Below are 26,085 nucleotides of genomic sequence, written 5' to 3'. Positions count from 1 at the left end.
GAAGATCTGTTGGGGGTGTGCTCGCATGAAAGGGGGCGACGGGGCAGGATATGCGTTTGTGAGTGACGACGGGGAGCGGAGCACGCCTGGGAAGGGCCTTGTGCAGGGGCTCGCGGTCACGCTCAAGACGATGACCCAGCGGTCGATCACCCAGCAGTATCCGGACGTCGAACCCGAGCTGCCCCCGCGCAGCCGCGGCGTGATCGCGCTCCTGGAAGAGAACTGCACGGTCTGCATGCTGTGCGCCCGGGAGTGCCCCGACTGGTGCATCTACATCGACTCGCACAAGGAAGAGGTCGTGGTCCCGGGGGCCGCGCGCTCGCGGCAGCGCAACGTGCTCGACCGGTTCGACATCGACTTCTCGCTCTGCATGTACTGCGGCATCTGCATCGAGGTCTGTCCCTTCGACGCGCTGCACTGGACCCCGGAATTCGAGTACGCCGAGACCGACGTCCTCGACCTGCTGCACTCCAAGGACCGCCTGGGCGACTGGATGCGTACGGTGCCTCCGCCGCCCGCCCACGACGTGCTGGGCGAGCCGTCCAAGGAAGAGGCCACGGCGGCTCGAAAGGCGGCCGGCCCGGGTGCGGCCACGGCGGCCAAGACCGCCCGCCGTCCTGGCGCGTCCCCCGCAGGGACCCGGCCGACAAAAGCGACAGCACCGACCGCATCGACAGCGCCAGCAGCGCCGACAGCGCCAGCAGCGCCGACAGCACCGGCGGAGGCGACAGCACCGATAGCACCGACAATGCCGGCAGAGGCAGAGGCAACGCGACCTACGAAGACGACGCCGCCCGCGAAGGCGACCCCGCCGGCCGACCCGTCCGCCGGTGAAGCGGAGCGGGAGCGGTGACGGTCGCGGACGCGCTGATGCTGGCTCTCGGCGCGATCGCGGTCGGGTCCGGCGCGCTCGTCGTCACCAGCGCGCACCTGGTCCGTGCCGGCTTCTATCTGGTGGTCAGCCTGGGGGCGGTCGCCGGGCTCTATCTGGTGCTCGGGGCCGAGCTGGTGGCCTGGGTGCAGATCCTCGTGTACGTCGGCGCGGTCGTGGTGCTGCTGCTCTTCGCCGTCATGCTGACCCGGGCGCCGATCGGGCCGTCCAAGGATCTCGACCGGCCCGCCCTGCCCGCCGCGATCATCGGCGCCGGTGTCGGGCTCGGTCTCACGGTTCTGCTGGTCGACGCGTTCCGCTGGACGGAGTTCGAGCTGCCCCCGCCCGGGGACGGCCGCCGGGTCGGGGAGCAGATCTTCGGCGCCTGGGTGCTGCCGTTCGAGGTGCTGTCGATCCTGCTGCTCGCCGCCCTCGTCGGCGCGATCGTGCTGTCGCGCCCCGACATCGGCGCCCGGCCCGACCCCAACGCCGGCGCCGAGCCGCCACCGCCCGACCCGGTCGCGGAGTCGCCCGAGGTGGTCGCCCGGTTGGAGCGGATCGCCGCTCGTCAGGCCGCCGCCCAGGCGCGAGTGCGAGCCCAGCATGCCGCCGAACGGGCAGCCGAAGATCGGGCCGGTGAGCCCACGCCGAAGAGCGAACCCACCCGCGAGGACGTCCTCAAGGATCAGGCCCGTGACGTCGTTTTCGGCGCTCGCGAGTCCGCCCCTAAACTCGGCGTGCCGGATGAATCGGAAATGTCGGATTCGGGGGGAGTGGGCAGCGGGAAGGGCGGCAGGTCGAAAGAGAGAGGCAGCGAGCCCGGGATCATCGAGGGCACCAGCACCGAGACAAGCCGTGGCGGCCCCGCCCTCCCAAGCGGAGAGCCGTCCACACCAGCGCTGCCTCAGAAGGAAGCCCGAGCGCTACCTCAGAAGGAAGCCCGAGCGCTACCTCAGAAGGAAGCCCGAGCGCTGCCTCAAGAGGAAACCCGAGCGCTGCCCAAAAACGAAACCCGAGCGCTGCCCAAGCGGGAACCAGATCGCGCACTGTCCAGCGGCGAGGACCCCACGGCCGAGGACCCCACGGCCGAGGGCGAGGGGACCTGATGCACGCGGTCATCCCGTACGTCGTAGCCGCCCTGCTCTTCGCCCTGGGGGTCTACGGCGTCCTCCGCCGGCGCAACGCCATCCTCGTCCTGATGGCCGTCGAGCTCATGTTGAACGCCGTCAACCTGATCCTGGTCGCGGCCGACAGCACGATCAAGTCCACCCTCACCGACGTGCAGCCCGAGGCCTGGGCCAACGCCGTTCCCGAGCCCCGGGCCGGTGCGATCTTCGCGTTGTTCGTGATCGTCCTGGCCGCCGCCGAGGTTGGTGTGGGTCTGGCCATCGTGCTGCAGTACTACCGGCTGCACCGCTCCGTGGTGCTCGACGAGGTGGCGTTGCACGAGCACGACCACGAGCGGCGGGTGACCCCATGACCGCCGCCGCGCTGATTCCCGGCGTACCGCTGCTCTTGGGCCTTCTGGGTCTTCTGCTGCCCCCCGATGACAACCGGGCCCGCCGCCGCCCCGCCGCAGTCCTCGGCATCACCGGCGCCGCCGTCTCACTCCTGGTGACTCTCGGCGTCCTACTGACAGCGACCAAGCCCGTCGAGTGGACAACACACTGGGTGAGCTTCGGCGACATCCGGCTCACGCTCGGCATCAGCGCCGGCCACGCGGCCCTCTACGTCGCCCTGGCTGTCTGCGCCGTGGCCCTCGCCGTCCAGGTCTATTCGGTCGCCTACCTGCACGACGACCCCCGGTACGCCCCGTACGCCGCCCAGATCAGCCTCTTCACCGGCGCGATGCTCCTGGTGGTCACCAGCGGCGACCTGATCACGCTGCTGATCGGCTGGGAGGTGATGGGCGCCTGTTCCTACCTGCTGATCGGCCACGACCGCCGGCTGCCCGAGGCCCCGGCCGCCGCGGTCAAGGCGTTCCTGGTCACCCGGGTCGGCGACGTCGGTTTCCTGCTCGGCGTGGCGATCCTGATCGTCGACACCGGAACCAGCCAGATCTCCGCCGTGCTGGCCGAGCCGCCGCACACCGCCGCGCTGATCCTGATCCTGGCCGGGGTGGCCGGCAAGAGCGCCCAGTTCCCGCTGCACACGTGGCTGCCCGACGCGATGGCCGGCCCGACCCCGATCTCGGCGTTGATCCACGCGGCCACGATGGTCGCCGCCGGTGTCTACGTCGTGTTCCGGCTCTACCCGCTCTATCAGCAGTCGCCGGCCGCCCTGGCCGTGCTCGGGGTCATGGCCGCGATCACGATCCTGCTCGGCGCGCTCAGCGCCATGGCCCAGGACGACCTGAAGCGGGTTCTGGCCTGGTCGACGGTGAGTCAGATCGGCTACATGACCGGCGCCCTGGCCGTCGGCTCACCCGCCGCCGCGCTGTTCCACCTGCTCACGCACGCCGCATTCAAGGCCCTGCTGTTCCTCGCGGCGGGCGCGGTGATCCACGCCGTCGGCACCAACTACCTGTCCCGCATGGGTGGCCTGCGTGAACACATGCCCGTCACGTTCTGGTCGTTCGTCGTCGGCCTCGGCGCGCTGGCCGGTCTGCCACCGCTCGCCGGGTTCTGGTCGAAGGAGAACGTGGTCACCGCCGCCACGCACGCCACCGAGGCCGGTCAGGCGACGCCGGTCTGGGTCGGCTGGCTGGTCTGGATCGTCGCGCTGCTCGCCGTGGGCATCACCGCCTGGTACGCCACCCGTCTGCTGCTCTGGGCGTTCCTCGGCGTCTCCCGGGCACACGGCCCCGACGGCCCGGACTGGGAGGTCGGTTTCGACGACGCGCGGTACACCGAACCCGCCGCGCCGCACGACCCGCCGGGGCTGATGCGCTGGCCGATCCTGTTGCTCGCGGTTCCGTCGGCGTTGCTCGGCCTGATCGCGTACGCGCCCGGTTTCCGCACCGCCCTCGAGCTCGACGAGCCTCATCTCAGCGTCGCCGTCGTGCTGCCCTTGATCTTGCTGGCGGCCGGGGCGACGGCCGCCTGGTGGCTGTGGCGCGAGGTGCCCGGGGTCGATCCGGCGGCGGCTCTCAGGCGCGCTCGTCCCCTGCTGGCGGCCGGGTTCCGCCTCGACGACATTCAAGACCGTTTCCTCGTACGCCCGACACGCGCACTCGCCCGGGCGGTGACCACGGTCGACGACAAGGTCGTGGACGCGGCCGTCGAAGGCACTGGCGCCACCACCTCGACCGTCGGCACCGCCCTCGCGTACGCCCATCGCATCCCCCTGCCCGTGGCGGCCGCCGTCGTCCTCGCCGGCGCCCTGCTGCTCGGCGTCGCCGTCGTCCTGTTCGGAGCCGCCGCATGAACGCGGCCCTTGTCGTTCTTCTCCTCATCCCGGCCCTTGGCGCCAGCGTGCTCGCGCTGTTCCCCCGGGACAAGGACCACGCGGCCCGCATCACCGGCACGATCTTCGCCGCGGCCGCCATGGTCCCGATCGTCATGCTGGCCTTCGCCCGCACCACCGGAACGTGGGCCGAGGTCGACCGGTCCTGGGTTCCCGCCCTGCACCTGGACTTCCACCTCGGCGTCGACGGGGTGTCCTACCCCCTCATCGCGCTCACCGGCCTGCTCACCCTGCTCTGCTGCGCGTACACCGTTCGCAAGGTTCCCGACGGCGGCTCCGGCCGTACGCTCGTGGCCCTGCTCCTGGTCCTCGAGACGGGCATCCTCGGCACGTTCCTGGCCCTCGACCTGATCCTTTTCTTCCTCTTCTTCGAGGTCGTCCTGCTCCCCATGTACGCGGTGATCGTGGGCTGGGGTGGCGAGGACAGACGTCGCGCCGCCCGCAAGTTCGTCCTGTACACGCTGTTCGGCTCGGTGTTGCTGCTGCTCGGCGTGGTGCTGGTCGCCGTCGAGGCGGGCACCGGCGACATCGTCCAGCTCACCGGCGGCTCCGGCCTGAGCCGATCCACCCAGTACGGCGCGTTCGCCCTGTTCGCCATCGCGTTCGCGGTGAAGGCCCCGCTCTGGCCGCTGCACACCTGGCTGCCCGACGCGCACACCCAGGCCCCGACGGTGGGCTCGGTGATCCTGGCCGGCGTGCTGCTGAAGATGGGCACGTACGGCCTGATCCGGATCGGTGTCGGTGTCACACCGCTGGGCGCCGAGTGGGCCGCTCCTGTGCTCGGCATTCTGGCCGTGACCGCCGTCTTGGCCGGCTCGCTGATCTGCCTGCGACAGACCGAGCTGAAGCGCCTGATCGCCTACTCGAGCGTCGGTCACATGGGGTTCGTGCTGCTCGGCATCGCCACGCTGACCGCCACCGGAATCCAGGCGGCGCTGCTCGGCAACGTCGCGCACGGGGTCATCACCGGACTGCTGTTCTTCCTGGCGGGCGCGATCAAGGACAGGGCGCACACCGGCGAGCTGGCCGACCTGGGTGGCCTGCGCGAGTCGGCGCCCCGGCTGGCCGGCCTGCTCGGTTTCGCCGCCATCGCCTCGCTCGGCCTGCCCGGTCTGGCCGGCTTCTGGGGTGAGGCGTTCGCCGTGGTCGCCGCGGTCGAGCGGGGCGGCGGCCTGTGGGTGACGCTGGCCGTGCTGGCCGCGATCGGCGGGGCCCTCACCGCCGCCTACTTCCTGCGGCTGCTCCGCAAGGTCACGCACGGCCCGTCCACCAGACCCGTGCCGTCGGCGATCACCGGCGTCGAGTGGCTGGCCTGGTCGCCGCTGGCCGCCCTGACCCTGGCCGTGGGCGTCGCGCCGCTCCTGGTGCTGGCCGCGACGAGCGCGCCCGTGCGAGCCCTGACGGAGGCACTTCGATGAGGGCTCAGTCCGTCGACCACGTCTCCTTGCTTCCCCTGTACGCCGCGGCCGGCACAGCGGTGCTCGTCCTGCTGGCCGATCTGCTGCTGTCCCGCCGTACGGCCGTCTTCGGCACCCTGTTCGTGGGCGGGGCGGCCACCGTCGTCGCCGCGATCGTCACCGGTTCGCGGGCCGGCACGTTCTGCGATCCCACCGGCGGCGCCTGCTCGTGGGTGCCCAGCCCGGTGGCCGCCACCGCCGCGGTCGTCTTCGCCGCCCTGACCGTCGGCGTGCTCGCCCTCTCGATCCCGTCGCTGCGTCTGGGCACGGCGCCCGCCGGCGAGTTCTGTTTCCTGCTGGCCGCCTCGATGACGGGTGGCGTGGTGGTCGGCTACTCCGGCGACCTGATCACGCTGATTGTCGGCCTGGAGACGCTGACCCTGCCGCTCTACCTGCTCGTCGGCCTGCGCCGGTTCGCGCCGGGGGAGCCGGTGACCACCTCGGCCGCGTCCGCCTCGGTCACGTTCTTCCTGATCAGCGTCCTGTCCACGACGATCGCCCTGCTCGGCGCGGCCCTCAACTACGCCGCCACCGGCGCGCTGCACTTCGACCGCCTGATCAACGGGGCCGGTCCTGCCGAGCCGGTCGCCCAGGCCGGCGTGGCCCTGCTCGTTATCGGTCTCGCGTTCAAGGTGGCCGCCGTCCCGCTGCATGCCTGGGCCCCACCCACGTACGAGGGTGCGCCGCTCCCGGTCGCCGCCTACCTGTCCACGGCCTCGAAGCTGGGCGGCGTGCTCGCGCTGGCCGCGGTCGTGACCCGCCTCGACGCCGCCACCCTGACCGCGCTGCTGGCCCTGCTGACGATGACGGTCGGCAACCTGGTCGCGCTGCGCCAGACCCGCATGGTCCGCCTGCTCGCCTGGTCGTCGATCGCCCAGGCCGGCTACATCCTGGCCCCGCTGGCCCTGGGTGCGGACGGCGTCGAAGCCGCGATCGCGTACGCGGTCTTCTTCGTGATCCTGGAGTTCATCGCGTTCGGCGTGGTGGTGGCCCTGCGCCCGCCCCGCGCCGACGGCGGCGACATCACGGCCTACCGGGGCGCCGCCCGTCGTTCCCCCTGGCTGGGCGCCGCGCTCGTGCTCGCCCTGGCCGGTCTGGCCGGCCTTCCCCCGGGCCTGGCGGGCCTGTTCGCCAAGGTCACCGTCGTCGACGCGCTGATCGACGGCGGCCAGACGTGGCTGGCCGTGATCGTGGCCCTCAACGCCGTGATCGCGCTGGCCTATTACGTCCGGGTCGCCGCCCTGCTCTACTCCGCCCCGCCCCGCGTCGGCCTCGCCGTGGCCGACCCCGAGCTGCTCGAGGCCGCCACCCACCCACGCCTCCCCGTGACCCGCCCGGTAGCCGCAGCCCTGATCACCGCAGCCGCCGCGGCCGTGGCCCTGGGCTTCGCCCCCCAGTTCCTCTTCGACGCCCTGTCCTGACCCCGCCGTCCCTGGACGTGCCCCGGTGCTCCGCGCCGGCCGGAGATCCGTTGTTCTAGGACGCACCGCCCCGAGGCTCGCGTTCCGGAGATGTGCTTTTCTGGCGGCGGGCCGGTCGGCTGAGGGCGGCCCGCCCCGCGATCAGCAGCGCCAAAGCCCCGAACCCGGCCGTCAGGGTGGTCAGCGAAGCCACCCCCGCCACCAGCAGCGGCCCGCCTGCGTCGCCCAGTTCCCGGCCCACTTCGGCCGAGCCCATGGTCTGCCCCAGCCGGGCCTCGGGGGTCGAGGCGGCCAGGGCGGCGAAAGCCGGCGGCGTGATCAGCCCAGTTCCGGCCCCGGTCAGGACAGCCGAGAGCAGGATGCCGACCGGACCCGGCAGAACCACCGCGGCCAGACCCACCGTGGTCAGCAGCAGACCCACGAACAATCCCGTACGGGTCGTGAGGCGCCCCGAGTCGAGCGCCCGCCCGGTCCGCGGCTGCACCAGCGCGGCGCACAGGGCCAGCACCGAGACCGCGGCGCCGGTGGCGATCGGGCCAAGGCCCGCCTCGCGGCCCAGGACAGGCAGGAAGCCGACGCTCACAGACAGGGCCGCGGTCGCCGCCGCCAGCGCGCTCGTCGGCCCGAGGAATGCCTGGTCGGCCAGTCGCCGGGCCAGGCCGGCCACCGTCTGCCGAGTCCTGGGCAGCGGCGGCACCCGCGGCACGACCGCAGCTACCCAGACGGCGACCGCAGCCCCCAGCACCGTCATGACCAGGAACAACAGCCGCAGGCCGCCGGCATACACCAGCACCCCGCCGAGCAGGGGGCCGAGCGTGTATCCGATCGACTTGAAGAACCCGTACGAGCCGAACGCCCGCCCGTGCTGTGTCGCCGGGCTGAGCCGGGCCACCAGCGCCGACGCTGCCGGGGAGAACGCCGAGGCAGCCGCGCCCTGGCCCAGGCGGGCGGCCCACAGCCACCCCGGGCTGTCGGCGATCACATAGACGGCCGAGGCGGCGGCGAACGCGATCAGCCCGCCGAGCAGGACGGGACGCGGGCCGACCCGGTCGGCCAGGCTGCCGAAGATCGGCTTGAGCAGCACCTCAGCGCCGTCGTAGAGGGCGAGCAGCGCGCCGAGAACCATCAGCGAGGTGGCCCCGCCGAGGTTGGCGGCGACGGCGTGCGCGCCGAAGGCCGTCGTGAAACCGGCCGCGTACAGGGGCCAAGTCCTCACGTGAACGACCGTACCGGTTCAGCGAACTCACAGCTCGGTGGGGATGAAACGCCTGGCCGGAGGAGTTGTGGCAGGTGTGGCCCGACCGGGTCACATGTCTAAGGAGCCCAAGTTGCACAGCCATCACAACGGCCTCAAGACGGCCGCTCTGCTGGGCCTGCTGACCGCCCTGATCCTGGGCGCCGGCTATTGGCTCGGTGGCAGTGGCGGTCTGGTCTTCGCGGTTCTCATCTCGCTGGCCATGAACGCCGGCAGCTACTTCTTCTCGGACAAGCTGGCCCTGCGGGCGATGCGCGCGCAGCCGGTCAGCGAGGCGCAGTTCCCTGAGCTGTACGCGATGGTCCGGGAGTTGTCGCAGGCCGCGCGGCAGCCGATGCCCCGGCTCTACGTCTCGCCGACGCCGCAGCCCAACGCCTTCGCGACCGGCCGTAACCCGCAGCACGCGGCGGTGGCCGTGACCGAGGGGATCGTCCGCCTGCTCAGCCCGCGCGAGCTGCGCGCCGTGATCGGGCACGAGCTGTCGCACGTCTACAACCGCGACATTCTGATCTCGAGCGTGGCCGCCGCGCTGGCCGGCATCATCACGATGTTCGCCCAGCTGGCGATCTTCCTGCCGCTCGGCGGTTCGGACGACGAGGACGGCCCCAACCCGGCGAGCCTGCTGCTGATGCTGATCCTCGGCCCGCTGGCCGCGTCGGTCATCCAGCTGGCGATCAGCCGTAACCGGGAGTTCCAGGCGGACGCGGACGGCGCCACGCTGACCCGTGACCCGCTGGCCCTGGCCGGCGCCCTCGAAAAGATTCACTACGGGGCGCAGCGGATGCCGCTGCCGGCCGACGGCCGGCTCACCAGCGCCGCCCACCTGATGATCGCCAACCCCTTCTCGGGCGGCGGTCTGGCCAAGCTGTTCTCGACGCACCCGCCGATGGCGGAGCGTGTCGCCCGGCTGCGCCAGCAGGCCGGCGCCATCCAGTACGCCCGCTGATCCACCGAACCCGCAGGGCCGCCCGGAACCGGGCGGCCCTGCTGTGTTTCCGGACACCACCACTGATATTTCGGATGTGTTGTGAGGCTCCTGAGGTTAGGGTCCGTAACAAGCGTTACCGATTGAGTGGGGAGACGGAAAGTGGCCGCGTTGCGTCAGTACCTGGGCGTTTGGCAACTGCCGGGCGGGCGGGTCTTGCTCAGCGTGGGCATCCTGGCCCGGCTCGGCATCGGCATGACCCCATTGGCCCTGCTCCTGCTGGTGCAGCAGGCCACCGGCCGCTACGCAGCGGCCGGCCTCGCGGGTGGGGTCTACGCGCTGGCCGGCGCGGCCCTGAGCCCGGTCGCGGGCCGGCTGGCCGACCGCATCGGCCCGGCGCCGATCCTCGCCGTCACCGCGGTCCTGCATCCGCTCGCCCTCGTGGCCCTGGTCCTGACGAGCCGGGGCGGGGCCGGCGTCCTGCCCTGGATCTTCGTGATCGCGGCCGTCGCGGGCGCCACCTACCCGCCGCTCTCCGCGGCCATCCGGCGTGCCTGGACAGACATGACCGAACCCGGCAGCGGGCAGCATCACCTGCGCGGCGCCGCGATCGCCGCCGAGACCTCGCTGTTCGAGCTGGTCTTCGTGCTCGGCCCGATCCTGGTGGCGGCGTTCGTCGTGGTCACCAGCCCGGCGACGGCCCTGCTCGGCGCGGCCGTGGCGACCCTGATCGGCACGCTGTGGATCTCGCGGTTGCCGGTCATGCGTCGCCCGCACCGGTCCGTCGCCGACGACGCGGCCCGAGGCCTCGGCCCGCTGAAGGTGTCGGGCTTCCCGGCCCTGCTGATCTGCGTGATCGCGCTCGGCATCGCGTTCGGCGCGGCCGGCGTCATCGTCCCGGCGTACGCCGGCCAGCACGGTGGCGGCGACGGCCTGGGCGGCGTCCTGCTCGGCATCTGGGGTGTGGGCAGCGCGATCGGTGGCATCTGGTTCGGCACCCGGCGCCCCGCCATGGAGCTGCCGCGGCAGTTCGCGTGGCTGCTGGGCGCGGTTTCGCTCAGCTTCCTGGTGCTGGCCTTCATGCCGAGCCCGCTCTGGCTCGGCGTGGCTCTGGTGCTGGGCGGTGCGGTCATCGCCCCGGCCCTGACCGTCGAGACCAACCTCGTCGGCCGCCTGACCCCGCCGGCGATGTTGAACGAGGCGTACACCTGGGTCGTCACCGTCTCGGTGGCCGGCAGCGCCGCCGGTGGCGCCCTGGCCGGCGCGATCGTCGACCAGCCGGGCGGTCTGGGCTGGGCGTTCGCCTTCGCCGCGGCGGTCCTGATGGTGGCTGCCCTGGTCGCGGCCGTCCCGCACGGCTCGATCGCCCGCGCCGACCGCCTGGCCACGGCTCGCCTGACCGAGGCCCTGAGCCGCTGACCCGTCCCGCGCTCGCAAGAAGGGCCGCGTGATCGCAGGGGGAAACTCATGGTTTTCCCCCTGCCGATCGAAAGGGTCACTCGGATAGCCTGACCCGGTCGGGGGTGTGAAGGAGCGACCATGGCGAAAGAGGTCCGGGCCGACATCGAGACGATGCGGGCCGCCGATGCTGATCGTCAAAAGGTTGCCGATCAGCTCAAGACGGCGCTCGACGAGGGCAGGCTCACGCTGCACGAATATGACGAGCGAGTCGCGCTGGCCTATTCGTCCAAGACGTATCAGGAGCTGCTGATGCTTCTGACCGATCTGCCCCGGCCGGGTCTGAGCGCGAGCGAGGTGCGCGCCCGCCACGAGGCCGAGCAACGCCGGGCCGCCCGCCGCCTGCCCACCGCCATGCTGGTGCTGTGGACGATCTGGGCCTCACTGACGGTGGTCAACCTGGTCGTCTACGCCCTGGTCGCGCTCGGCGCCGACGACGTCTATCCGTGGCCGGTCTGGATGCTCGTCCCCGGCGCCGCGCTGGCGGCGGTGACCGTCGGAGTGCAGGTCATCCGCCACCAGCAGCGCTGATCAGCGAGGCGGGAACAACGCCCGGTCGAGCAGCGGCGCGATCGCGTGGGCGTAAGCCGGCGTCATGTGGCTGTTGTCCTTGTAGACCAGGACGTTGCCGACCACGACCGGGCATTTCGTGTCGCTGCAGAACCACGGCGTCGGGTCGATCACGCGGACCCCGGCTCCCCGGGCCGCCTCGGCCACCAGCGTACGGCGGTTCTGCTCGGCGATCGCCTTGGTCAGCGACCGGTCGCACTTGGCGAGCCGGCGCGCGTTCTCGGCCGCGCACTCGGGAGCGTCCTGGCTGGGCCACGGCGTGTCCTGCAGCAGCACCTTCGGAATGCCGTCGAGCTTGGCCCAGGTCTGCTCCCACCGCTGCACCCAGACCGGGTCGTCCTCGAAGCCGGCGATGTCGATGATGCGGCCGTCGTCGCCGACGATGCCGCCGTTGTCGAGATCGTTGGAGGCCATCACCAGCAGGTCGGGTTTGGCCGCGACGACCCGCTCCAGGATCTGGTTGCGCCATTTCACGCACTCGGTGTAGTTCCGCTTGAGGGCCGAGTTGTAGGTCAGCACCTGCGGCAACTGACAGGCCGCCTTGGTCAGCGCGACCAGCTTCCAGCCGTTGTCGCGGGCCACGTCGTCCATCGCCGGGAACCAGTGGGCGGCGTGCGAGTCACCGATCAGGTACATCGTCCGGGTGCCCGCCGGGTCGCCGTACACGCACTTCCTGTTCTGCTTGACCTGCGTGTAGTTGAAGTGGCACTGGTCGTCGTAGATCCGCGGGCTCTCCGCCCCGGCGTCCGTGACCTTCGGGTTCAGATTCCGGGGCAGTGTGGCGCCGCCGACCGAGGCGGTGATCAGCTCGGTCAGGCGGGCCTGCGGGTCGGCCGCGGCGGCCACCTCGGCTCGGGTGTCGGCGGCGACCGGGCCGGTCGGCAGCGACGGCGGGAACTGGCTGACGAGCACTGCGAAGATCGCTGCCGAGGCGGACAGGATCACGCCCAGCGTCAAACCGTTGCGAGCGCGCCTGCGCAGCGCCGGCCGCGTCCTGATCGGGTTCTCCACCGTGTGGTAGGTCACCCACGCCAGGCCGAGGGCAGCGACCGCGAAGATCAGATTGCTCCTGACGCCGGGGTCGCGCGTGAACGCGGCCGGCCAGATCATCAGGACCGGCCAGTGCCACAGGTACCAGCCGTACGACAGCTTGCCGACGAACCGGAACGGGGCGGTGCCGATCAGCTTGCCGGCGCCCCATCCCTCGGCGCTCGTGCCCCCGGCGATCACCGCGGCGGTGCCGAGCACGGGCAGCAGGGCGTGATAGCCGGGGAAAGCGGTCGCCTCGTCGTAGGTGACGGCGGCGATGACGACAGCCGCGAGGCCGCCCCATGTGAGCACGGCGGCCAAGGCTTTCGGCGTACGGCGAAGGAAGCTGCCACCCACCGCGACCAGCGCTCCGATGCCCAGCTCCCAGGCACGGGTGTGCGAGCCGAAGTAGGCCCACGGCGCGGCGCTGGTCGTCTGCTGCACGCTGACCGCGAGCGAGACCACGACCAGGGCGCTCAGCGCGAAGAGGGCCCGCCGATTGGCCCGGCGCCCGGCCCAGACGACGAGCAGCAGCAGCGGCCAGATCAGATAGAACTGCTCCTCGACCGCGAGCGACCACAGGTGCTGCAGCGGCGAGGGCGCGGCGGTGGCGTTGAGGTAGTCGGTCCCCTCGTACGCGAGCCGCCAGTTGATGCCGTAGAACGTGCTGAACAGGGCGTCGAGCGAGATCGACGGGAACCGGGTCGCGGGCAGCCAGAGCCACGCCCCGACGACCGTGGCCACCAGCACCACGGTGGAGACCGGCAGCAACCGGATCGCGCGCCGGGCATAGAAGCGGGGGAGCGAGATCGTGCCGGTCTTGCCCAGTTCCTTGAGCAGCAACGTCGTGATCAGGAAGCCGGAGATCACGAAGAAGACGTCCACACCGACGTAGCCGCCGGCGAAGACGTGGATCCCCGCATGGCTGAGCACCACGAGCACGACCGCGATGGCCCGCAGTCCTTCGATGTCCGGCCGGAACCCGATGTGCGGACCCGAAGCGGGCGAGGACGCCGGGGAAGCCCCGGAGCCTGCGCCGTCGGGGCGCGGCAGCGGAGGCTGCCGGCTGACGAGGGGCGTGTGGACTGAAGAATTCATGTCGCCGCACAAAGATACTCAGGAGGCGAGGACGGGTCGACCGGAACCGGCTCGCGCTACGCGGGGAGTGTGACCTTGGTCGCTGTCGATCAACTGTCTGTTCCCGACCGAGTCACGGTACGTACAGGGCGCTCCTGCCCGGGTTGATTCGGTGGCCGCACAAAAAGAACGATTCGGTCGCGATCGGGTCGCGTGATACCCCGATACCCGGCCATTCGGGCCTACCGGCCTGTTCGCCATTCGCCAAGCACTCCATCCCGGGACGTTCCGCTCGCGGGGCGTCACGGAGGCCGCCCGCTGACCCTGACGTGCCCGACCGGTCATGCTTCTAACCAACGCCCCGGCTCCGCCGGGTGGATCGAGCGATCGGGGAGTGCGGGATGACAGACGGCAAGGTGCTTTCGGTGAACGTGGGCGTCGCCCGCCCCAACCCGGCCAAGCGCGACACCGGCCTGACCGGCATCGACAAACTGCCGGTCGACCACGCTGTCGACGTGCGCGCCCCCGGTCCCAAGACGACCGGCCTGCACAGCGGCGTGGTCGGCGACCCGATCGGCGACATCCGCCACCACGGCGGCGACGACCAGGCCGTGTACGCGTACTCCCGCGAGGACTACGACTGGTGGGAGGCGTCGCTGGGCCGGTCGCTGCCCGCCGGCATGTTCGGCGAGAACATGACCACCGCCGGCCTCGACCTCAACCGGACGCTGATCGGCGAGGTCTGGCGGGTCGGCGACGTGCTCGAGCTGCAGCCCACGTTCGGGCGGATCCCGTGCGCCACGTTCCAGACCAAGATGGGTGAGAAGCAGTGGTTGAAAAGGTTCGCCCGCGAGGCCCGCACCGGCACCTACCTGCGGGTGGTCACGCCCGGCCCGCTGCGCGCCGGTGACCCGATCGAGATCGTCCACCGCCCGGCGACGAGCATCGGCGTCTCCGAGGCCTTCGACATCTACATGCACCGCTCCGAGGAGCTCGAGCGGTTGCTGGTCGCCGAGGCGCTGCCGGCCGACCTGCGTGACGAGATCGAGCGCCGAGTGGCCCGGGGCTGACACGAAGAAGGCCCCCGACCGACTGGTCAGGGGCCTCTCGTGCGCCTGGTGGCGGGTGAAGGATTCGAACCTTCGAAGCTTTCGCGACGGATTTACAGTCCGCTCCCATTGGCCGCTCGGGCAACCCGCCTGGGCACACCACCACGGTCGCCCGTGGCAGCGGAGAACAGCTTAGCCGTACCGCGGAGCGGATTCGCAACCGGGTACGGTCGGCATGTCGGCGTCCGTTCCGCGGGCCCGCCTTCATCGACGAAGCCAGCATCGCAGGAGTCCTGATCATGGCAGCCAGCCCGTCCTTCGACATCGTGAGCAAGGTCGACCAGCAGGAGGTGGACAACGCGTTCCACCAGGCGGAGAAGGAGCTCGGCACCCGGTTCGACTTCCGGGGCACCGGCACCAGCCTCGCCAAGTCGGGTGACTCCGGGGTCACCATCACCTCGGAGACCGAGGAAAGGGCGAGCGCCGCGCTCGACGTCTTCAAGGAGAAGCTGGTCAAGCGCAACATCTCGCTCAAGTCCCTGGACGCGGGGGAGCCCCGGCAGTCCGGCAAGACGTACAAGATCGACTGCAAGATCGTCGAGGGCATCGAGACCGACAAGGCCAAGGCGATCAGCAAGAAGATCCGCGACGAGGGCCCCAAGGGCGTGCAGGCCCAGATCCAGGGCGACCAGCTGCGGGTCACCGGCAAGAAGCGGGACGACCTGCAGGCCGTGATCGCCCTGCTCAAGGCCGAGGACTTCGGAGTCGCGCTCCAGTTCACCAATTACCGCTGATCGTGCCGCTCGTGGCCCCAGACTGGGGCCATGAGCACCAGTTTCTGGACCATGGTGGCCGGTGGGGTGGCCGGGGCCGGGCTCGCGGTGTTCGGCCTGGTCATCCTGGTGACCGGCCGAGCGCCGGCGCCCACCGCTCGGGCCTTCCGTTCGGTACGCGACGCCGGTTTCTACCACTTCCTGTTCGGCGTGGCCCTGGGCCTGGTGGTGATCGCCACGGGCATCAACAGTCCCGTCGTGACCACGACGATCACCGTGCTCGCGGTCATCATGGCGGGCACGGCCCTGGTCCGGTTCCGCCCGCGCCCCCGGCAGAGACCCGTCAACAGATAAAGAGGTAGCCGTGATCGAGCCGGTCGTCAGCCCCGAGTGGGTTCGCAGTCATCACGACCGGGTGATCCTGGCCGACGTCCGCGCCTACCTCGACGGGCGCAAGGGCGCCGACGCGTACGCCCGGGGGCACCTGCCCGGCGCTGTCTTCGTCGACCTGGACACGGATCTCGCGGCCCCGCCCACCGCGTCCGACGGGCGCCATCCGCTGCCGGACCCCGCGCGCTTCGCCGAGCGGATGTCGGCGCTGGGCATCGGGGTGAACGACACCGTGATCGCGTACGACGACGCGGGCGGTGTGATGGCGGCCCGGCTCGTCTGGATGCTGCGTGCGCTGGGGCAGGACGCCGCCCTGCTCGACGGCGGGATCAACGCGTACGGGGAGGAACGCGAGACCCGCACCCCCCGGCGTCCGCGTGCGGATTTCCCCGTACGCCCGTGGCCCGCCGACCGCCTGGCGAGCCTGACCGACGCGACGTCCGGCGACTTCGTCGTGCTCGACGCACGCCAGCCCGAGCGCTTCCGGGGCGAGAGCGAGCCGATCGACCCCCGGCCCGGCCACATTCCCGGCGCCCGCAACGTCCCCTGCCGCGAGAACGTCGACGCCGAGGGCCGTTTCCACCCGGCCGAGATCCTGCGCGAGCGGTTCCTCGCGGCCGGCGTCGGCGACGGTGTGGACGTGGTGTCGTACTGCGGCTCGGGCGTCACCGCCTGCCACAACCTGCTGGCCCTGGAGCGCGCCGGGTTCGCCCCCGGCCGCCTCTATCCCGGATCCTGGTCGCAGTACAGCTCGACCGCTCTGCCCGCCGCGACGGGAGAGTAGGCCTGCCGGCCGCGACGGGGAAGGCCGGACGGGGCTAGGCCTCCGGGCGCCGGTTGTGCGCCTCCCAGGCGGCTTGCTTGGTGGTGCCGAGGGCGGCGCCGATCTGCGCCCACGAGGCGCCGGCGTCGCGGGCCACCCGCACCATCGACTGCCGGGCGTAACCGGCCTTGCGGATGACGACCTCGCTGAGCGCCAGCATCTCCAGCGTCTCCTCGCGGGTGAGCGGGACAGCGTTCGCGCCGCCTTCCCCGGCCACCGCCGCGAGGGCGTCGCGCATCCTCAGCTCGTCGTACCGCGTTGTAGCCGTGGACAGCGTGTGCTGCCGCTCGAGATCGTCCGGTGAGGCGTTCACGGCGAGCCAGCATGGCGTCAGGACCGCTTGACGTCAAGATCACCTGACGTCGGACACGCGAATTGCCCTCACTTCTCCCGTTATTTCGGACGTAAAGTCGTCAATTCTGCGCGTAACCGAGGGGGACGGAACTCAGCCGTTCGGTCAGGATTTCGGAATGTGCGGTTTCGACCCGCCGATGGACACTGCCAGTCGCACACCGCGTGTGGCACCATCATGTGACCCCCCACCGCAGCGCGTAACCAACGCAGGAGCCAAACATGTTCGGTAGGAAGCTGGGCCGTTATGCAGGCTTGGTTTTCGCGGTTGTCGTCGCAATCGGCGGCATCGCAGGTTTCAGTGGTGCGCACCCGTCGGAGTCGGGCGCCGTCAACAGCACCAACATCATCATCGAGTGGGACTGACGATTCGGCTGACCGACCACACGGCATCGGTTCGCGTCGGTTGACGAGGGAGCGCGATGGGCGGGCAACCGCGGCGAGCAAAGCGTTCCGCGCAGTACGCCTGGTTGATCACCAACCCGCTCGGTCTCTTCGCGCTCGTCTGCGTCATCGCCTTCTGGGTCCATGACCCGAGGTGGTGGACAGACTCCTGGCTCGGTGGCCTTGTCGCGCTCGTAGGAATCATCGTCGCGTACATCGGCGTGATCAACGTCGTGATCCGGCGGAGCACGTTCAGCATCTACATCACCGAGGTGCCGTTCCTCCTCGCGCTCTATTACCTCCCGCCGACCGTGGTCATCCTCGTGGTGACCCTGGCGGTGCTGATCGTCCAGCTCACCCGGCGCGCCCCGGTGGTGGCGAGCAAGCTCTGGTTCAACGTCGCGAAATCGGCCGCCGGCGCCGCTGCGGCCGTCCTGGTGATCGAGGCGGCCCCCCGGATGCGCGGCGCGGGGCCCGGCACCTGGGCCATCCTGTTCGCCGCTGTCGGCGTTTTCGTGCTGGTCGAGGTCCTGAGCATGGCGGCTGTGATGGCCGTGGTGCAGGGGCCCCGGGCCGGTCAGGAAGTGTTGCGCGGCTCCCTGCCGGTCTGGGCGATGGCCGGGGTCAACGCCGTGATCGGCCTGGTCTTCCTGGTCGCGCTGGTCGCCACCCGCTGGTCGGCGCTGCTGCTGGCCGTGCTGGTGGTCGCGCTGATCCTCATGTTGCGCTCGTTCGCCGAGTTCTTCCGGCAGCATCGCACGCTGGCCGACGTCTACGAGCTCACCCGGGCGGTCCGTGACGAGGGCAGCAGCACCGCCCTGCCCGACGTCATGCTCGGCCGGGTGCAGGCGTTGATGCGCTCGGAGTACGCCACCCTCTGGATAGCGCCGCAGGGACTGCACCCCGAGGTGCTGCTCACCGCGCGCGTCGAGAACAAGGGCCTGCTCGACATCTCCCCGACACCCGCGGCGGTCCGCGAGGGCGCGGTCGCCGACGGGCACACGGCCGCCGTCGGTCCCCAGTTCGCCGAGCACGAGTCGCTGCGCCCCACCCTGCGCGACTCCAAGGTCAAGGACGTCATCGTCGTGCCGCTGCGGTCGGGTCAGACCCCGATCGGCACTCTCGAGGTGGTCAACCGGCTCGGCGACTCCCGCACCTTCCGCTCGGCCGACGTGCAGGTGCTCGAGACGATCGCCGCACACGTCGCGGTCGCGGTCGAGAACGCCCGGCTGGTCGAACGGCTGCGCTACGACGCGTATCACGACCGCCTGACCGGCCTGCCCAACCGGCGCCGGATCACCGACGCGCTGGCCGAGTCGGTCAAGGTGCGCGCCGAGGACGAGGTGGTCGCGGTCCTGCTCTTCGACGTGGACGGTCAGCGGGACGTCAACGAGTCGATGGGCCACGCCGCCGGCGACAAGCTCCTGGCCGAGGTGGCCGGGCGGCTGCGCTCGATCGCCGGGCCGGGCGCCCTGGTCGGCCGCATCGGCGGTGACGAGTTCGTGGTGACGATGCGCGCCGAGAGCACCGACGCCACCGTCCAGCTCGCCACCGACATGCGCGAACAGCTGCGCGGCCCGATGACGGTCGGCACGCTCACCCTCGACGTCGACACCGCCGTGGGCGTGTCCGTCTATCCCGACCACGGCGGCGACCCCGAGATGTTGCTCCAACGGGCCGAGCTCGCGGGCAATGCGGCCAAGGTCCTCCCGTACGGGGTGCAGTTGTTCCACCCCGCGCTCGAGTCGCGCGCCGTCCGTCGTCTGGGCATCGCGGCCGATCTGCGCACGGCCCTCGACAGCGGCGCGCTCGACGTCTACTTCCAGCCCAAGGTCACGCTGGGTGACCGTCACCTCGTCGGCGTCGAGTGCCTGGCCCGGTGGCAGCACCCGGCCCAGGGCGAGGTGGCGCCGGAAGACTTCGTGGCCGTCGCCGAGCACACCGGCCAGCTCTCCCGCCTGACCGAGGTCGTGCTGACCGAGGGGCTGCGGCGCTGCCGTGAGTGGGCCGACCAGGAGCGCCCGCTCTCGATCGCGGTGAACCTGTCGGTCCGTACGCTGCTCGACTCCCGCTTCCCCGGTCAGGTCGCCGCGCTGCTCGAGCAGTACGGCGTGGCCGCGGCCCAGGTCACGTTCGAGATCTCCGAGCCCGGCATGCTCAACGACATCGAGCGCGTGCTGCCCACGCTTTACCGCCTGCGCGACCTCGGGGTCCGGCTCAGTGTCGACGACTTCGGCACTGGCGCGTCGTCACTGTCGTATCTGCGGCAGTGGCCGGTGCACGAGGTGAAGATCGACGACAGCTTCGTCCAGGGCATGGCGACCGACACCGGTGACCTCGCGATCGTGCGCGCCGTGATCAGCCTGGCTCGTGAGTTCGGTCTCACCGTGGTGGCCGAGGGGGTGGAGAGCGAGCTCACCCTCGACCTGCTCGAGGAGATGGGCTGCGAGATCGGCCAGGGCTACCTGTTCAGCCGCCCTCTGCCGTACGAGCGGCTGGAGGCCTGGTTCAGCGCCCAGACCGAGCCTGCGACCACCGACGCGGGCGAGGTCAGAAGGCTCCGCGCGGTGATCTGACCTGCGCCGACACGGGTATCGGGGAGGCGATTTCACCCCCTGCCCCGGGCCGTGTAAGCTTCTGTCTGCGCAACAAGCGAGAGATCGTGCGCAAGCCCCCTTAGCTCAGTCGGCAGAGCGTCTCCATGGTAAGGAGAAGGTCTACGGTTCGATTCCGTAAGGGGGCTCTACCGGGTTCGTTCCCGCCACAGGCGTCGGACTTGAGCCTGGCTCTGGCGGTGTAGCTCAGATGGCAGAGCAAGCGGCTCATAATCGCTGTGTCGCCGGTTCAAGTCCGGCCACCGCTACTTTGCAATAGGGATCCCTCCCGGGGTCCCGCTTTGCATGTCGGCGCTCCTCCGGAGTAATCTGGAGCGTCGTTCAACCCCGTTAGCAGGAAGGCAACCCGTCGTGGCCAAGGCGACCGACGTCCGTCCGAAGATCACTTTGGCTTGTACGGAGTGCAAGGACCGGAACTACATCACCCGGAAGAACCGGCGTAACGACCCCGACCGGGTCGAGCTGAAGAAGTTCTGCCCGCGTGACGGCAAGCACACCCTGCACCGCGAGACCCGCTGATCTTCCGTACTTCTGCGCCGTTCGGTCCTGGACCGGGCGGCGCAGAGTCGTTTCGGCCGAAGTAAGTTCTTGGGTATGCCCCTGGACCCGTCCTTCGTCGGCCGCAGCTGGCCGGCCACCGAGCCCTACCAGGTCGGACGCGAAAAGATCCGCGAGTTCGCTCGCGCGATCGGCGCCGCCGACGCCGAATATCACGATCCCGAGGCGGCCCGGGCCATCGGCTACGCCGACGTCGTGGCCCCGCCCACGTTCCCGGTCGTGATCACGATGGCGGCGAACCGGCAGATCATTGAGGACCCGGCGCTCGGGCTCGACTACAGCCGCGTCGTGCACGGCGACCAGAGGTTCGCGTACAAGCGCCCGGTCGTGGCCGGCGACGAGCTGGTCTGCGTCAACTCGGTCGACGACATCACCTCGCGCGGCGGTCACGACTTCCTGACCACCCGCACCGAGGTCACCACCGTGGCCGGCGAGCCCGTCGTCACGGTCTGGTCCAAGCTGGTGCAAAGAGGTACGGAGTGATCGACTGCACCGGAGCGAGCGAAGCAGGCGTAGGGCCAGGAGAGCACGACCACGGAGGCACGGAGTGAGCGAGACGCTGGAACCGCAGACCTTTCGGGTCACCCGGGCCGACCTGGTGCGTTACGCGGGCGCCTCGGGCGACTTCAACACCATCCACTGGAGCGACCGGATCGCCACGAGCGTCGGCCTGCCCGGGGTCATCGCCCACGGCATGCTGACCATGGCCCTGGTCGGCCGGGCGGTCACCGCCTGGGCCGGCGCGCCCGACGCCGTCGTGGAATACAGCGTGCGGTTCGCCCGCCCGGTTCCCGTCCCCGACACCGACGAGGGCACCGAGGTGGTCGTCACCGGCACGGTCAAGGGGACCACCGACGAGGGCCTGACCAAGCTGGCGCTCACGGCCACCTGCCAGGGCGAAAAGGTGCTCTCCCTGGCTCAGGCGACGATCCGTAAGCGCTAGCTCCCAGTTCGGGCGAGCCCGGGTTGGGCGAACCCGGTGTGAACCCGTACACTGGTGCGCCGTGGGGCAATGACCCCCCGGACCAGGCTGCCTGGACCGGGGTTTCAGTTGCCTCGCACAGGGGTGTAGCTCAATTGGCAGAGCAGCGGTCTCCAAAACCGCAGGCTGCAGGTTCAAGTCCTGTCACCCCTGCGCAATCCTCCTAGACGTGCCCGCCCGGTGCGCGGTCCGCACGACCTCCGCGCCCGTGGCGAGCGCCGACAGGGGAAATCCCCACCACCGATGACGGAAGTAGGGCGCCATGGCCGACGACAGGAAACGACCCGGTGACGCCGGCGACCCTGCCGACGACGAGGTGTTCGACGACGCCGTCGAGGACGACAAGGACGCCGCCGACGGCGACGAGCCCGTAGGCCGCGGCGGCACCGCCGTCGCGGAGCGTTCGGCCCGGCCGAAGAAAGAGGTCCGCCGGACAGGCTTCTTCGGGCGGATCGGCGGTTTCTTCCGTGAGGTCGTCAGCGAGCTGCGTAAGGTCATCTGGCCCACGCGCAAGGAGCTCCTGACCTACACGACGATCGTGATCGTCTTCGTGACGGTCGTGACCACCATCGTCGGCCTGCTGGACCTCGGCCTGGGCAAGGCCATCCTCTGGGCGTTCGGCGGCTGACCCCGCCGTTGAGAAGACATAGCTGGAAGTGAGCGAGCGTGCCTGAGTACGACGACGAGACCGCGCAGTCCGTCGACGAGCAGTCGTCGGTGGCCACGGCGGACAACGACGAGTCGGTCGAGGCCGCCGAGCCGCAGGAGTCCGCCGAGCCGCAGGACGCGGTCGAGGCGACGGCCGCCCCCGCGCCGGCCGTCGAGGACGATGAGGACTTCGACCCGGTGCAGGAGCTTCGGCAGAAGCTGCGGTACGCGCCGGGCGACTGGTATGTCGTGCACTCCTACGCGGGCTACGAGAACAAGGTCAAGACCAACCTCGAGACCCGCATCACGAGCCTCGACATGGAGGACTTCATCTTCCAGGTCGAGGTGCCGACCCGCGAAGAGGTCGAGGTCAAGGGCGGCAAGCGCGTCCAGGTCAACAACAAGGTCTTCCCGGGCTACATCCTCGTCCGGATGGACCTGACGCCCGAGTCGTACTCCTGTGTCCGGAACACGCCCGGTGTGACCGGTTTCGTGGGTGCGACCGACCGCGTCGACCGGCCCGCCCCGCTCTCGCTCGACGAGGTGCTGAAGTGGCTGGCGCCGGCGGTCGAGCAGGAGGAAAAGAAGGCCAAGCCGGAGGTCAAGGTGCTCGACTTCGAGGTCGGCGACTCGGTCACGGTCACCGACGGCGCGTTCGCCTCGCTGCCCGCCTCGATCAGCGAAATTAATGCCGACCAGCAGAAGTTGAAGGTTCTGGTCTCCATCTTCGGCCGCGAGACGCCGGTGGAGCTGAACTTCAACCAGGTCGCCAAGATCTGACAAGCACGTCAGTGGGAGGGCCTGATGAACAGGTCCGCCATCTACCACAACAGGAGTAAGTGAACATGCAGCGCAGCAAGGGCTACCGCAAGGGCGCCGAGCAGATCGACGCGAACAAGCTCTACGAGCCGGCCGAGGCGATCAAGCTCGCCAAGGAGGCCAGCCCGACCAAGTTCGACGCCACCGTCGAGGTCGCGATGCGTCTGGGCGTCGACCCGCGCAAGGCCGACCAGATGGTCCGCGGCACGGTCAACCTGCCCCACGGCACCGGCAAGACCGCCCGCGTGATCGTTTTCGCCCAGGGCGCGAAGGCTGAGGAGGCCGTCGCGGCCGGCGCCGACGAGGTGGGCACCGACGAGCTCGTCGCCCGCATCCAGGGTGGTTGGCTCGACTTCGACGCCGCGATCGCCACCCCCGACCAGATGGCCAAGATCGGACGTATCGCCCGCATCCTCGGCCCGCGTGGTCTCATGCCCAACCCGAAGACCGGCACCGTCACCATGGACGTGGCCAAGGCGGTCAACGAGATCAAGGGCGGCAAGATCACGTTCCGGGTGGACAAGCACTCGAACCTGCACCTGATCATCGGCAAGGCGTCGTTCACGCCGGAGCAGCTGACCGACAACTACGCCGCCGTGCTCGACGAGGTGCTGCGGGCCAAGCCGTCCGCAGCCAAGGGCAAGTACCTCAAGAAGGTCACGGTCACCACCACCATGGGCCCCGGTGTGCCGGTCGACCCGAACGTGGTCAAGGGCTTCACCAGCACCGAGGCCTGATCCCGCATCAGGACGGCCCCCGGGGGACATCCCCGGGGGTTTTTCTGTGGCAAAGTTCCGTCGTGCGTTTCGACGGGGTCTGGTTCCGCTACGCCCGCCGCGCCGACTGGACGCTGCGCGCGGTCGACGCCGTCGTCGAGCCCGGCCAGACGGTCGTCGTGCTGGGCCGCAACGGCGCCGGCAAGTCGACGCTCCTCCAGCTCGCCGCCGGTGTCCTCCGCCCGGGACGCGGCGCCGTCCGTGACCGCCCGCCCACCGTCGGGTGGGTGCCCGAGCGTTTCCCGGCCGACCAGCCGTTCACTGCGGGCGACTATCTGCACCGCATGGCCTCCGTGCGCGGTCACGACCCCGCCGAGGCCGACGAGTGGATCGAGCGTCTGCTGCTCACCGGCCACACCGGCACCCGGCTGAGCGACCTCTCCAAGGGCACCGCCCAAAAGGTCGGCCTCGCTCAGGCCCTGACCGGCCGCCCCGGGCTGCTCATCCTGGACGAGCCGTGGGAGGGCCTTGACGCCGTCGCGCGCACCCTGATTCCCGAGATCGTCGCCGAGGTGACCGCAACCGGCGGCATGGCCCTGCTCAGCGACCACCGTGGCGAGACAGCCCACCTTCCCGGCGCGATCCACTGGTCTGTTACCGACGCGACGGTGCAGCCAACCGCGGCCCCGCCCGCTCCCTCCCGCGACGAGGTCGTCATCGAGATCTCCGTCCCCCGCGCCTCCGCCGACGAAGCGGTGGTCCGGCTGCGTGCTTCCGGTCACGCCGTCTTGGGCGTACGCGACGTGAAAGGTCCCCGAAGCGGAGATTCCCGATGAGCGCGCTCGTCCGCATGCGCCTGGCCGGCTTCGTGCGCGGCGGCCGCATCCTCCCGCCCGCGATCGCCGTGCTGGTCGTGCTCGGCATCATCTACGGCGGAGGAGCGTCACCCGCCTCCGTGGCCTACGGCTACTCAGCGGCGGCCCTCTTCCCCGTGTTGGCCTGGCAGAGCAAGCTGCTGCTCGACACCGAACCCGACGTGCAGCGCCGCCTGGCCCGCGTGGCGGTCGGCGCCCCCGCCGAAGCAGTGGCCGGCCTGGCGGCCGCGGGGGTGCTCGCGCTGATCGTCTGCGCCCTCGCCATGGGCGCCCCCTGGCTGTTCCAGGGCATCGACACCGGCAAGCCCGTCCTGTCCGGCGTCCTGCTCGGCACCCTGGCCCACCTGCTCGCCATCCCCGCCGCCGTGGCGGTCGGCGCCCTGGCCAGCCGGTCCGTCACCCGTGGCACCCGCAACGGCGTAGCGGTGCTCGTCGTGGCGGCCGTCCTCGTGGTCGTGCTCGGTCTGCGGGGTTCGTTCGCGCCGTGGCTCGTCCCGCCGGTCATGGCCACGGCACGCGCCCTCAACGACGTCGACCCGCCACCCGCCGCCACGCTGGCCTTGCTCACCGGCTGGGCCGCCGTCTGGTGCACCGTCGCGCTGGCCGTCTACGCCCACCTCCGCCGCTCTCGTTCCTGATGCCGGCCCGACCCTCTCCTGAAGCGGCGATCGTGCCTCAGGAGGCCAAGATCCCGCTCGAGCCCTGTGGAAAACCCGCAACTGTGGACAACTCCAACCCCACTCGGACGAGCCCGTAGGCTGAGAAGTGGGTGGCCACCCCGGGTGGGTGGGGTCTGGGCTGGGAGAAGTAAGCGCGCGTAGACGAGGGGCGATTTGGCGGTTGGTGCCGGGTCGCGTACTCTTGCCAATCGAAGTTCCACCCATAGACCGCTGGTCGCCATGCCTGATCGCTCAGGCCATGGTCGAAGGCCCCGCATGATGCGGGCGGCCCGCGCAGGGGAGAACGGTTCGTGATCAGGCCGGTGAGAGCCGCGCCCGCTCCGCCCCGTGCGCCCTGCGCCGGGGCGTTTCTCATTTTGCCCCTCCTTCGAGTTCGGCCAGTGGCTCGAGCACTGAGAGAGGAGGGACATGGCGGACAAGCCGGTCCGGGCCGACAAGGCCAGTGCCGTCGCGGAGCTGACGGACAACTTCCGTAACTCGTCGGCCGCCGTGCTGACCGAGTACCGCGGTCTCACGGTCAAGCAGCTCACCGAGCTGCGCCGTTCGCTGGGCGGCGACACCAAGTACGCGGTGTCGAAGAACACCCTGGCGAAGCGCGCCGCGAGCGACGCGGGCATTGAGGGCCTCGACACGCTGTTCACCGGTCCTACCGCGCTCGCCTTCATCAACGGCGACCCGGTCGAGGCGGCCAAGGGCCTTCGTGCCTTCGCCAAGGCCAACCCCGTCCTGGTCATCAAGGGCGGTGTCTTCGAGGGCAAGGCGATCACGGCTGACGAGGTCAACAAGATCGCTGACCTCGAGTCGCGTGAGGTTCTGCTGGCCAAGCTGGCCGGCGCCATGAAGGGCAACCTGACCAAGGCGGCCGGCCTCTTCCAGGCCCCGCTGTCGCAGGTGGCGCGCCTCGCGGCCGCTCTTCAGGAGAAGCGCGAGAAGGACGGTCCCGCGGAGGCCTGA

The 26,085-nt window shown here is 70.5% G+C and carries 25 protein-coding genes, 4 tRNA genes and 2 pseudogenes; 27 read left to right on the top strand and 4 right to left on the bottom strand.

Annotated features, from left to right (window positions below; all coding sequences use genetic code 11):
* Nucleotides 1-25: 25 nt before the first annotated feature.
* The 6 genes and pseudogenes from C8E87_RS12525 to C8E87_RS12500 all read left to right on the top strand — a co-directional run.
* A pseudogene (locus C8E87_RS12525) lies at nt 26-736 on the top strand (NuoI/complex I 23 kDa subunit family protein); the annotation flags it as partial.
* A gap of 113 nt (nt 737-849) precedes the next feature.
* A pseudogene (locus tag C8E87_RS12520) lies at nt 850-1,407 on the top strand (NADH-quinone oxidoreductase subunit J family protein); the annotation flags it as partial.
* Nucleotides 1,408-1,976: 569 nt separating this feature from the next.
* Nucleotides 1,977-2,351 (top strand): NADH-quinone oxidoreductase subunit NuoK, encoded by a 375-nt coding sequence (gene nuoK / locus C8E87_RS12515; protein WP_133873256.1) that lies wholly within the window; start codon nt 1,977-1,979, stop codon nt 2,349-2,351.
* Entirely contained in the window at nt 2,348-4,237 is a 1,890-nt protein-coding gene (locus C8E87_RS12510) for an NADH-quinone oxidoreductase subunit 5 family protein (RefSeq protein WP_133873255.1), read from the top strand. The genes nuoK and C8E87_RS12510 overlap by 4 nt, the downstream gene beginning before the upstream one ends.
* Nucleotides 4,234-5,694: a complex I subunit 4 family protein gene (locus C8E87_RS12505; RefSeq protein WP_133873254.1), complete on the top strand. Its 1,461-nt coding sequence runs from the start codon at nt 4,234-4,236 to the stop codon at nt 5,692-5,694. Before C8E87_RS12510 ends, C8E87_RS12505 begins: the two co-directional genes overlap by 4 nt.
* Complete coding sequence (locus C8E87_RS12500) at nt 5,691-7,154, top strand: NADH-quinone oxidoreductase subunit N (protein ID WP_133873253.1); 1,464 nt, start codon at nt 5,691-5,693, stop codon at nt 7,152-7,154. The genes C8E87_RS12505 and C8E87_RS12500 overlap by 4 nt, the downstream gene beginning before the upstream one ends.
* Before the next feature lie 55 nt (nt 7,155-7,209).
* On the opposite strand, the gene C8E87_RS12495 is transcribed toward C8E87_RS12500, so the two are convergent.
* The gene (locus C8E87_RS12495) at nt 7,210-8,370 is read right to left on the bottom strand and encodes an MFS transporter (RefSeq protein ID WP_239079936.1); all 1,161 of its coding nucleotides are present in this window, start codon (nt 8,368-8,370) and stop codon (nt 7,210-7,212) included.
* A gap of 94 nt (nt 8,371-8,464) precedes the next feature.
* On the opposite strand from C8E87_RS12495, the gene htpX reads away from it, so the two are divergent.
* From htpX to C8E87_RS12480, 3 genes are all read left to right on the top strand, one after another.
* Complete coding sequence (gene htpX / locus C8E87_RS12490) at nt 8,465-9,355, top strand: zinc metalloprotease HtpX (protein WP_133873252.1); 891 nt, start codon at nt 8,465-8,467, stop codon at nt 9,353-9,355.
* 141 nt (nt 9,356-9,496) lie between these two features.
* Entirely contained in the window at nt 9,497-10,753 is a 1,257-nt protein-coding gene (locus C8E87_RS12485; protein ID WP_133873251.1) for an MFS transporter, read from the top strand.
* Nucleotides 10,754-10,873: 120 nt separating this feature from the next.
* Nucleotides 10,874-11,323, top strand: coding sequence for a DUF1707 SHOCT-like domain-containing protein (locus tag C8E87_RS12480; RefSeq protein ID WP_133873250.1), 450 nt, complete (start codon nt 10,874-10,876; stop codon nt 11,321-11,323).
* Here the strand turns inward: C8E87_RS12480 and C8E87_RS12475 are convergent, their stop codons facing one another.
* Nucleotides 11,324-13,489: an acyltransferase family protein gene (locus tag C8E87_RS12475; RefSeq protein ID WP_133873249.1), complete on the bottom strand. Its 2,166-nt coding sequence runs from the start codon at nt 13,487-13,489 to the stop codon at nt 11,324-11,326.
* 380 nt (nt 13,490-13,869) lie between these two features.
* Between C8E87_RS12475 and C8E87_RS12470 the strand changes: the two genes are divergently transcribed.
* Nucleotides 13,870-14,538 (top strand): MOSC domain-containing protein, encoded by a 669-nt coding sequence (locus tag C8E87_RS12470; protein WP_133873248.1) that lies wholly within the window; start codon nt 13,870-13,872, stop codon nt 14,536-14,538.
* Nucleotides 14,539-14,584: 46 nt separating this feature from the next.
* Here the strand turns inward: C8E87_RS12470 and C8E87_RS12465 are convergent.
* Nucleotides 14,585-14,668, bottom strand: a tRNA-Tyr gene (locus C8E87_RS12465).
* Nucleotides 14,669-14,816: 148 nt separating this feature from the next.
* On the opposite strand from C8E87_RS12465, the gene C8E87_RS12460 reads away from it, so the two are divergent.
* Genes C8E87_RS12460 through C8E87_RS12450 form a run of 3 tightly spaced genes read left to right on the top strand, consistent with a single transcriptional unit; the run spans nt 14,817 to nt 16,464 of the window.
* Nucleotides 14,817-15,311 carry a YajQ family cyclic di-GMP-binding protein gene (locus C8E87_RS12460; RefSeq protein ID WP_133873247.1) on the top strand — a complete coding sequence of 165 codons (495 nt, stop codon included), beginning with the start codon at nt 14,817-14,819 and terminating at the stop codon, nt 15,309-15,311.
* Between the two features lie 30 nt (nt 15,312-15,341).
* Nucleotides 15,342-15,644, top strand: coding sequence for a hypothetical protein (locus C8E87_RS12455; protein ID WP_133873246.1), 303 nt, complete (start codon nt 15,342-15,344; stop codon nt 15,642-15,644).
* A gap of 10 nt (nt 15,645-15,654) precedes the next feature.
* Nucleotides 15,655-16,464, top strand: a complete 810-nt coding sequence (locus C8E87_RS12450; RefSeq protein ID WP_133873245.1) for a sulfurtransferase — start codon at nt 15,655-15,657, stop codon at nt 16,462-16,464.
* Between the two features lie 34 nt (nt 16,465-16,498).
* Here C8E87_RS12450 and C8E87_RS12445 read toward each other — a convergent pair whose 3' ends face one another.
* Nucleotides 16,499-16,816 (bottom strand): hypothetical protein, encoded by a 318-nt coding sequence (locus tag C8E87_RS12445; RefSeq protein ID WP_133873244.1) that lies wholly within the window; start codon nt 16,814-16,816, stop codon nt 16,499-16,501.
* Nucleotides 16,817-17,076: 260 nt separating this feature from the next.
* Here C8E87_RS12445 and C8E87_RS43655 point away from each other — a divergent pair, with 260 nt between their 5' ends.
* The 14 genes from C8E87_RS43655 to rplJ all read left to right on the top strand — a co-directional run bounded on the left by C8E87_RS43655 (nt 17,077) and on the right by rplJ (nt 26,085).
* Complete coding sequence (locus tag C8E87_RS43655) at nt 17,077-17,220, top strand: hypothetical protein (protein ID WP_166661154.1); 144 nt, start codon at nt 17,077-17,079, stop codon at nt 17,218-17,220.
* Nucleotides 17,221-17,276: 56 nt separating this feature from the next.
* Complete coding sequence (locus tag C8E87_RS12440; protein ID WP_133873243.1) at nt 17,277-19,814, top strand: putative bifunctional diguanylate cyclase/phosphodiesterase; 2,538 nt, start codon at nt 17,277-17,279, stop codon at nt 19,812-19,814.
* A gap of 94 nt (nt 19,815-19,908) precedes the next feature.
* A tRNA-Thr gene (locus C8E87_RS12435) sits at nt 19,909-19,981 on the top strand.
* A 47-nt stretch (nt 19,982-20,028) separates the two neighbouring features.
* Nucleotides 20,029-20,101, top strand: a tRNA-Met gene (locus tag C8E87_RS12430).
* A gap of 103 nt (nt 20,102-20,204) precedes the next feature.
* Entirely contained in the window at nt 20,205-20,372 is a 168-nt protein-coding gene (gene rpmG / locus C8E87_RS12425; RefSeq protein ID WP_133873242.1) for a 50S ribosomal protein L33, read from the top strand.
* 75 nt (nt 20,373-20,447) lie between these two features.
* A complete protein-coding gene (locus tag C8E87_RS12420; RefSeq protein ID WP_133873241.1) occupies nt 20,448-20,894 on the top strand; it encodes a MaoC family dehydratase N-terminal domain-containing protein in 447 nt (148 codons plus the stop codon).
* 64 nt (nt 20,895-20,958) lie between these two features.
* On the top strand, nt 20,959-21,354 hold the full coding sequence (locus tag C8E87_RS12415; protein WP_133873240.1) for a MaoC family dehydratase: 396 nt from the start codon (nt 20,959-20,961) through the stop codon (nt 21,352-21,354).
* A gap of 119 nt (nt 21,355-21,473) precedes the next feature.
* A tRNA-Trp gene (locus C8E87_RS12410) sits at nt 21,474-21,546 on the top strand.
* 109 nt (nt 21,547-21,655) lie between these two features.
* A complete protein-coding gene (gene secE, locus C8E87_RS12405; RefSeq protein ID WP_133873239.1) occupies nt 21,656-22,021 on the top strand; it encodes a preprotein translocase subunit SecE in 366 nt (121 codons plus the stop codon).
* Nucleotides 22,022-22,059: 38 nt separating this feature from the next.
* Complete coding sequence (nusG, locus tag C8E87_RS12400; RefSeq protein ID WP_133873238.1) at nt 22,060-22,821, top strand: transcription termination/antitermination protein NusG; 762 nt, start codon at nt 22,060-22,062, stop codon at nt 22,819-22,821.
* A gap of 65 nt (nt 22,822-22,886) precedes the next feature.
* Nucleotides 22,887-23,597: a 50S ribosomal protein L1 gene (gene rplA / locus C8E87_RS12395; RefSeq protein ID WP_133873237.1), complete on the top strand. Its 711-nt coding sequence runs from the start codon at nt 22,887-22,889 to the stop codon at nt 23,595-23,597.
* Nucleotides 23,598-23,659: 62 nt separating this feature from the next.
* Nucleotides 23,660-24,412, top strand: coding sequence for an ATP-binding cassette domain-containing protein (locus C8E87_RS12390; protein WP_133873236.1), 753 nt, complete (start codon nt 23,660-23,662; stop codon nt 24,410-24,412).
* Nucleotides 24,409-25,089: a hypothetical protein gene (locus C8E87_RS12385; protein ID WP_133873235.1), complete on the top strand. Its 681-nt coding sequence runs from the start codon at nt 24,409-24,411 to the stop codon at nt 25,087-25,089. Before C8E87_RS12390 ends, C8E87_RS12385 begins: the two co-directional genes overlap by 4 nt.
* Nucleotides 25,090-25,539: 450 nt before the next feature.
* Nucleotides 25,540-26,085: a 50S ribosomal protein L10 gene (gene rplJ / locus C8E87_RS12380; protein ID WP_133873234.1), complete on the top strand. Its 546-nt coding sequence runs from the start codon at nt 25,540-25,542 to the stop codon at nt 26,083-26,085.

It is taken from the genome of Paractinoplanes brasiliensis (assembly GCF_004362215.1).
In the GTDB taxonomy this organism is placed as follows: Bacteria; Actinomycetota; Actinomycetes; order Mycobacteriales; family Micromonosporaceae; genus Actinoplanes; species Actinoplanes brasiliensis.
The sequence above is the reverse complement of the archived record's forward strand: the minus strand, read 5'-3'. Positions and strand labels throughout refer to the sequence as shown.

What these genes read in the sequence shown, in the direction of transcription:
- nuoK (WP_133873256.1), top strand. Translation starts at nt 1,977, where the DNA reads ATGCACGCGGTCATCCCGTACGTCGTAGCCGCCCTGCTCTTCGCCCTG.
- C8E87_RS12510 (WP_133873255.1), top strand. Translation starts at nt 2,348, where the DNA reads ATGACCGCCGCCGCGCTGATTCCCGGCGTACCGCTGCTCTTGGGCCTT.
- C8E87_RS12505 (WP_133873254.1), top strand. Translation starts at nt 4,234, where the DNA reads ATGAACGCGGCCCTTGTCGTTCTTCTCCTCATCCCGGCCCTTGGCGCC.
- C8E87_RS12500 (WP_133873253.1), top strand. Translation starts at nt 5,691, where the DNA reads ATGAGGGCTCAGTCCGTCGACCACGTCTCCTTGCTTCCCCTGTACGCC.
- htpX (WP_133873252.1), top strand. Translation starts at nt 8,465, where the DNA reads ATGTCTAAGGAGCCCAAGTTGCACAGCCATCACAACGGCCTCAAGACG.
- C8E87_RS12480 (WP_133873250.1), top strand. Translation starts at nt 10,874, where the DNA reads ATGGCGAAAGAGGTCCGGGCCGACATCGAGACGATGCGGGCCGCCGAT.
- C8E87_RS12475 (WP_133873249.1), bottom strand. Translation starts at nt 13,489, where the DNA reads ATGAATTCTTCAGTCCACACGCCCCTCGTCAGCCGGCAGCCTCCGCTG.
- C8E87_RS12470 (WP_133873248.1), top strand. Translation starts at nt 13,870, where the DNA reads ATGACAGACGGCAAGGTGCTTTCGGTGAACGTGGGCGTCGCCCGCCCC.
- C8E87_RS12460 (WP_133873247.1), top strand. Translation starts at nt 14,817, where the DNA reads ATGGCAGCCAGCCCGTCCTTCGACATCGTGAGCAAGGTCGACCAGCAG.
- C8E87_RS12455 (WP_133873246.1), top strand. Translation starts at nt 15,342, where the DNA reads ATGAGCACCAGTTTCTGGACCATGGTGGCCGGTGGGGTGGCCGGGGCC.
- C8E87_RS43655 (WP_166661154.1), top strand. Translation starts at nt 17,077, where the DNA reads ATGTTCGGTAGGAAGCTGGGCCGTTATGCAGGCTTGGTTTTCGCGGTT.
- C8E87_RS12440 (WP_133873243.1), top strand. Translation starts at nt 17,277, where the DNA reads ATGGGCGGGCAACCGCGGCGAGCAAAGCGTTCCGCGCAGTACGCCTGG.
- C8E87_RS12420 (WP_133873241.1), top strand. Translation starts at nt 20,448, where the DNA reads ATGCCCCTGGACCCGTCCTTCGTCGGCCGCAGCTGGCCGGCCACCGAG.
- secE (WP_133873239.1), top strand. Translation starts at nt 21,656, where the DNA reads ATGGCCGACGACAGGAAACGACCCGGTGACGCCGGCGACCCTGCCGAC.
- rplA (WP_133873237.1), top strand. Translation starts at nt 22,887, where the DNA reads ATGCAGCGCAGCAAGGGCTACCGCAAGGGCGCCGAGCAGATCGACGCG.
- C8E87_RS12385 (WP_133873235.1), top strand. Translation starts at nt 24,409, where the DNA reads ATGAGCGCGCTCGTCCGCATGCGCCTGGCCGGCTTCGTGCGCGGCGGC.
- rplJ (WP_133873234.1), top strand. Translation starts at nt 25,540, where the DNA reads ATGGCGGACAAGCCGGTCCGGGCCGACAAGGCCAGTGCCGTCGCGGAG.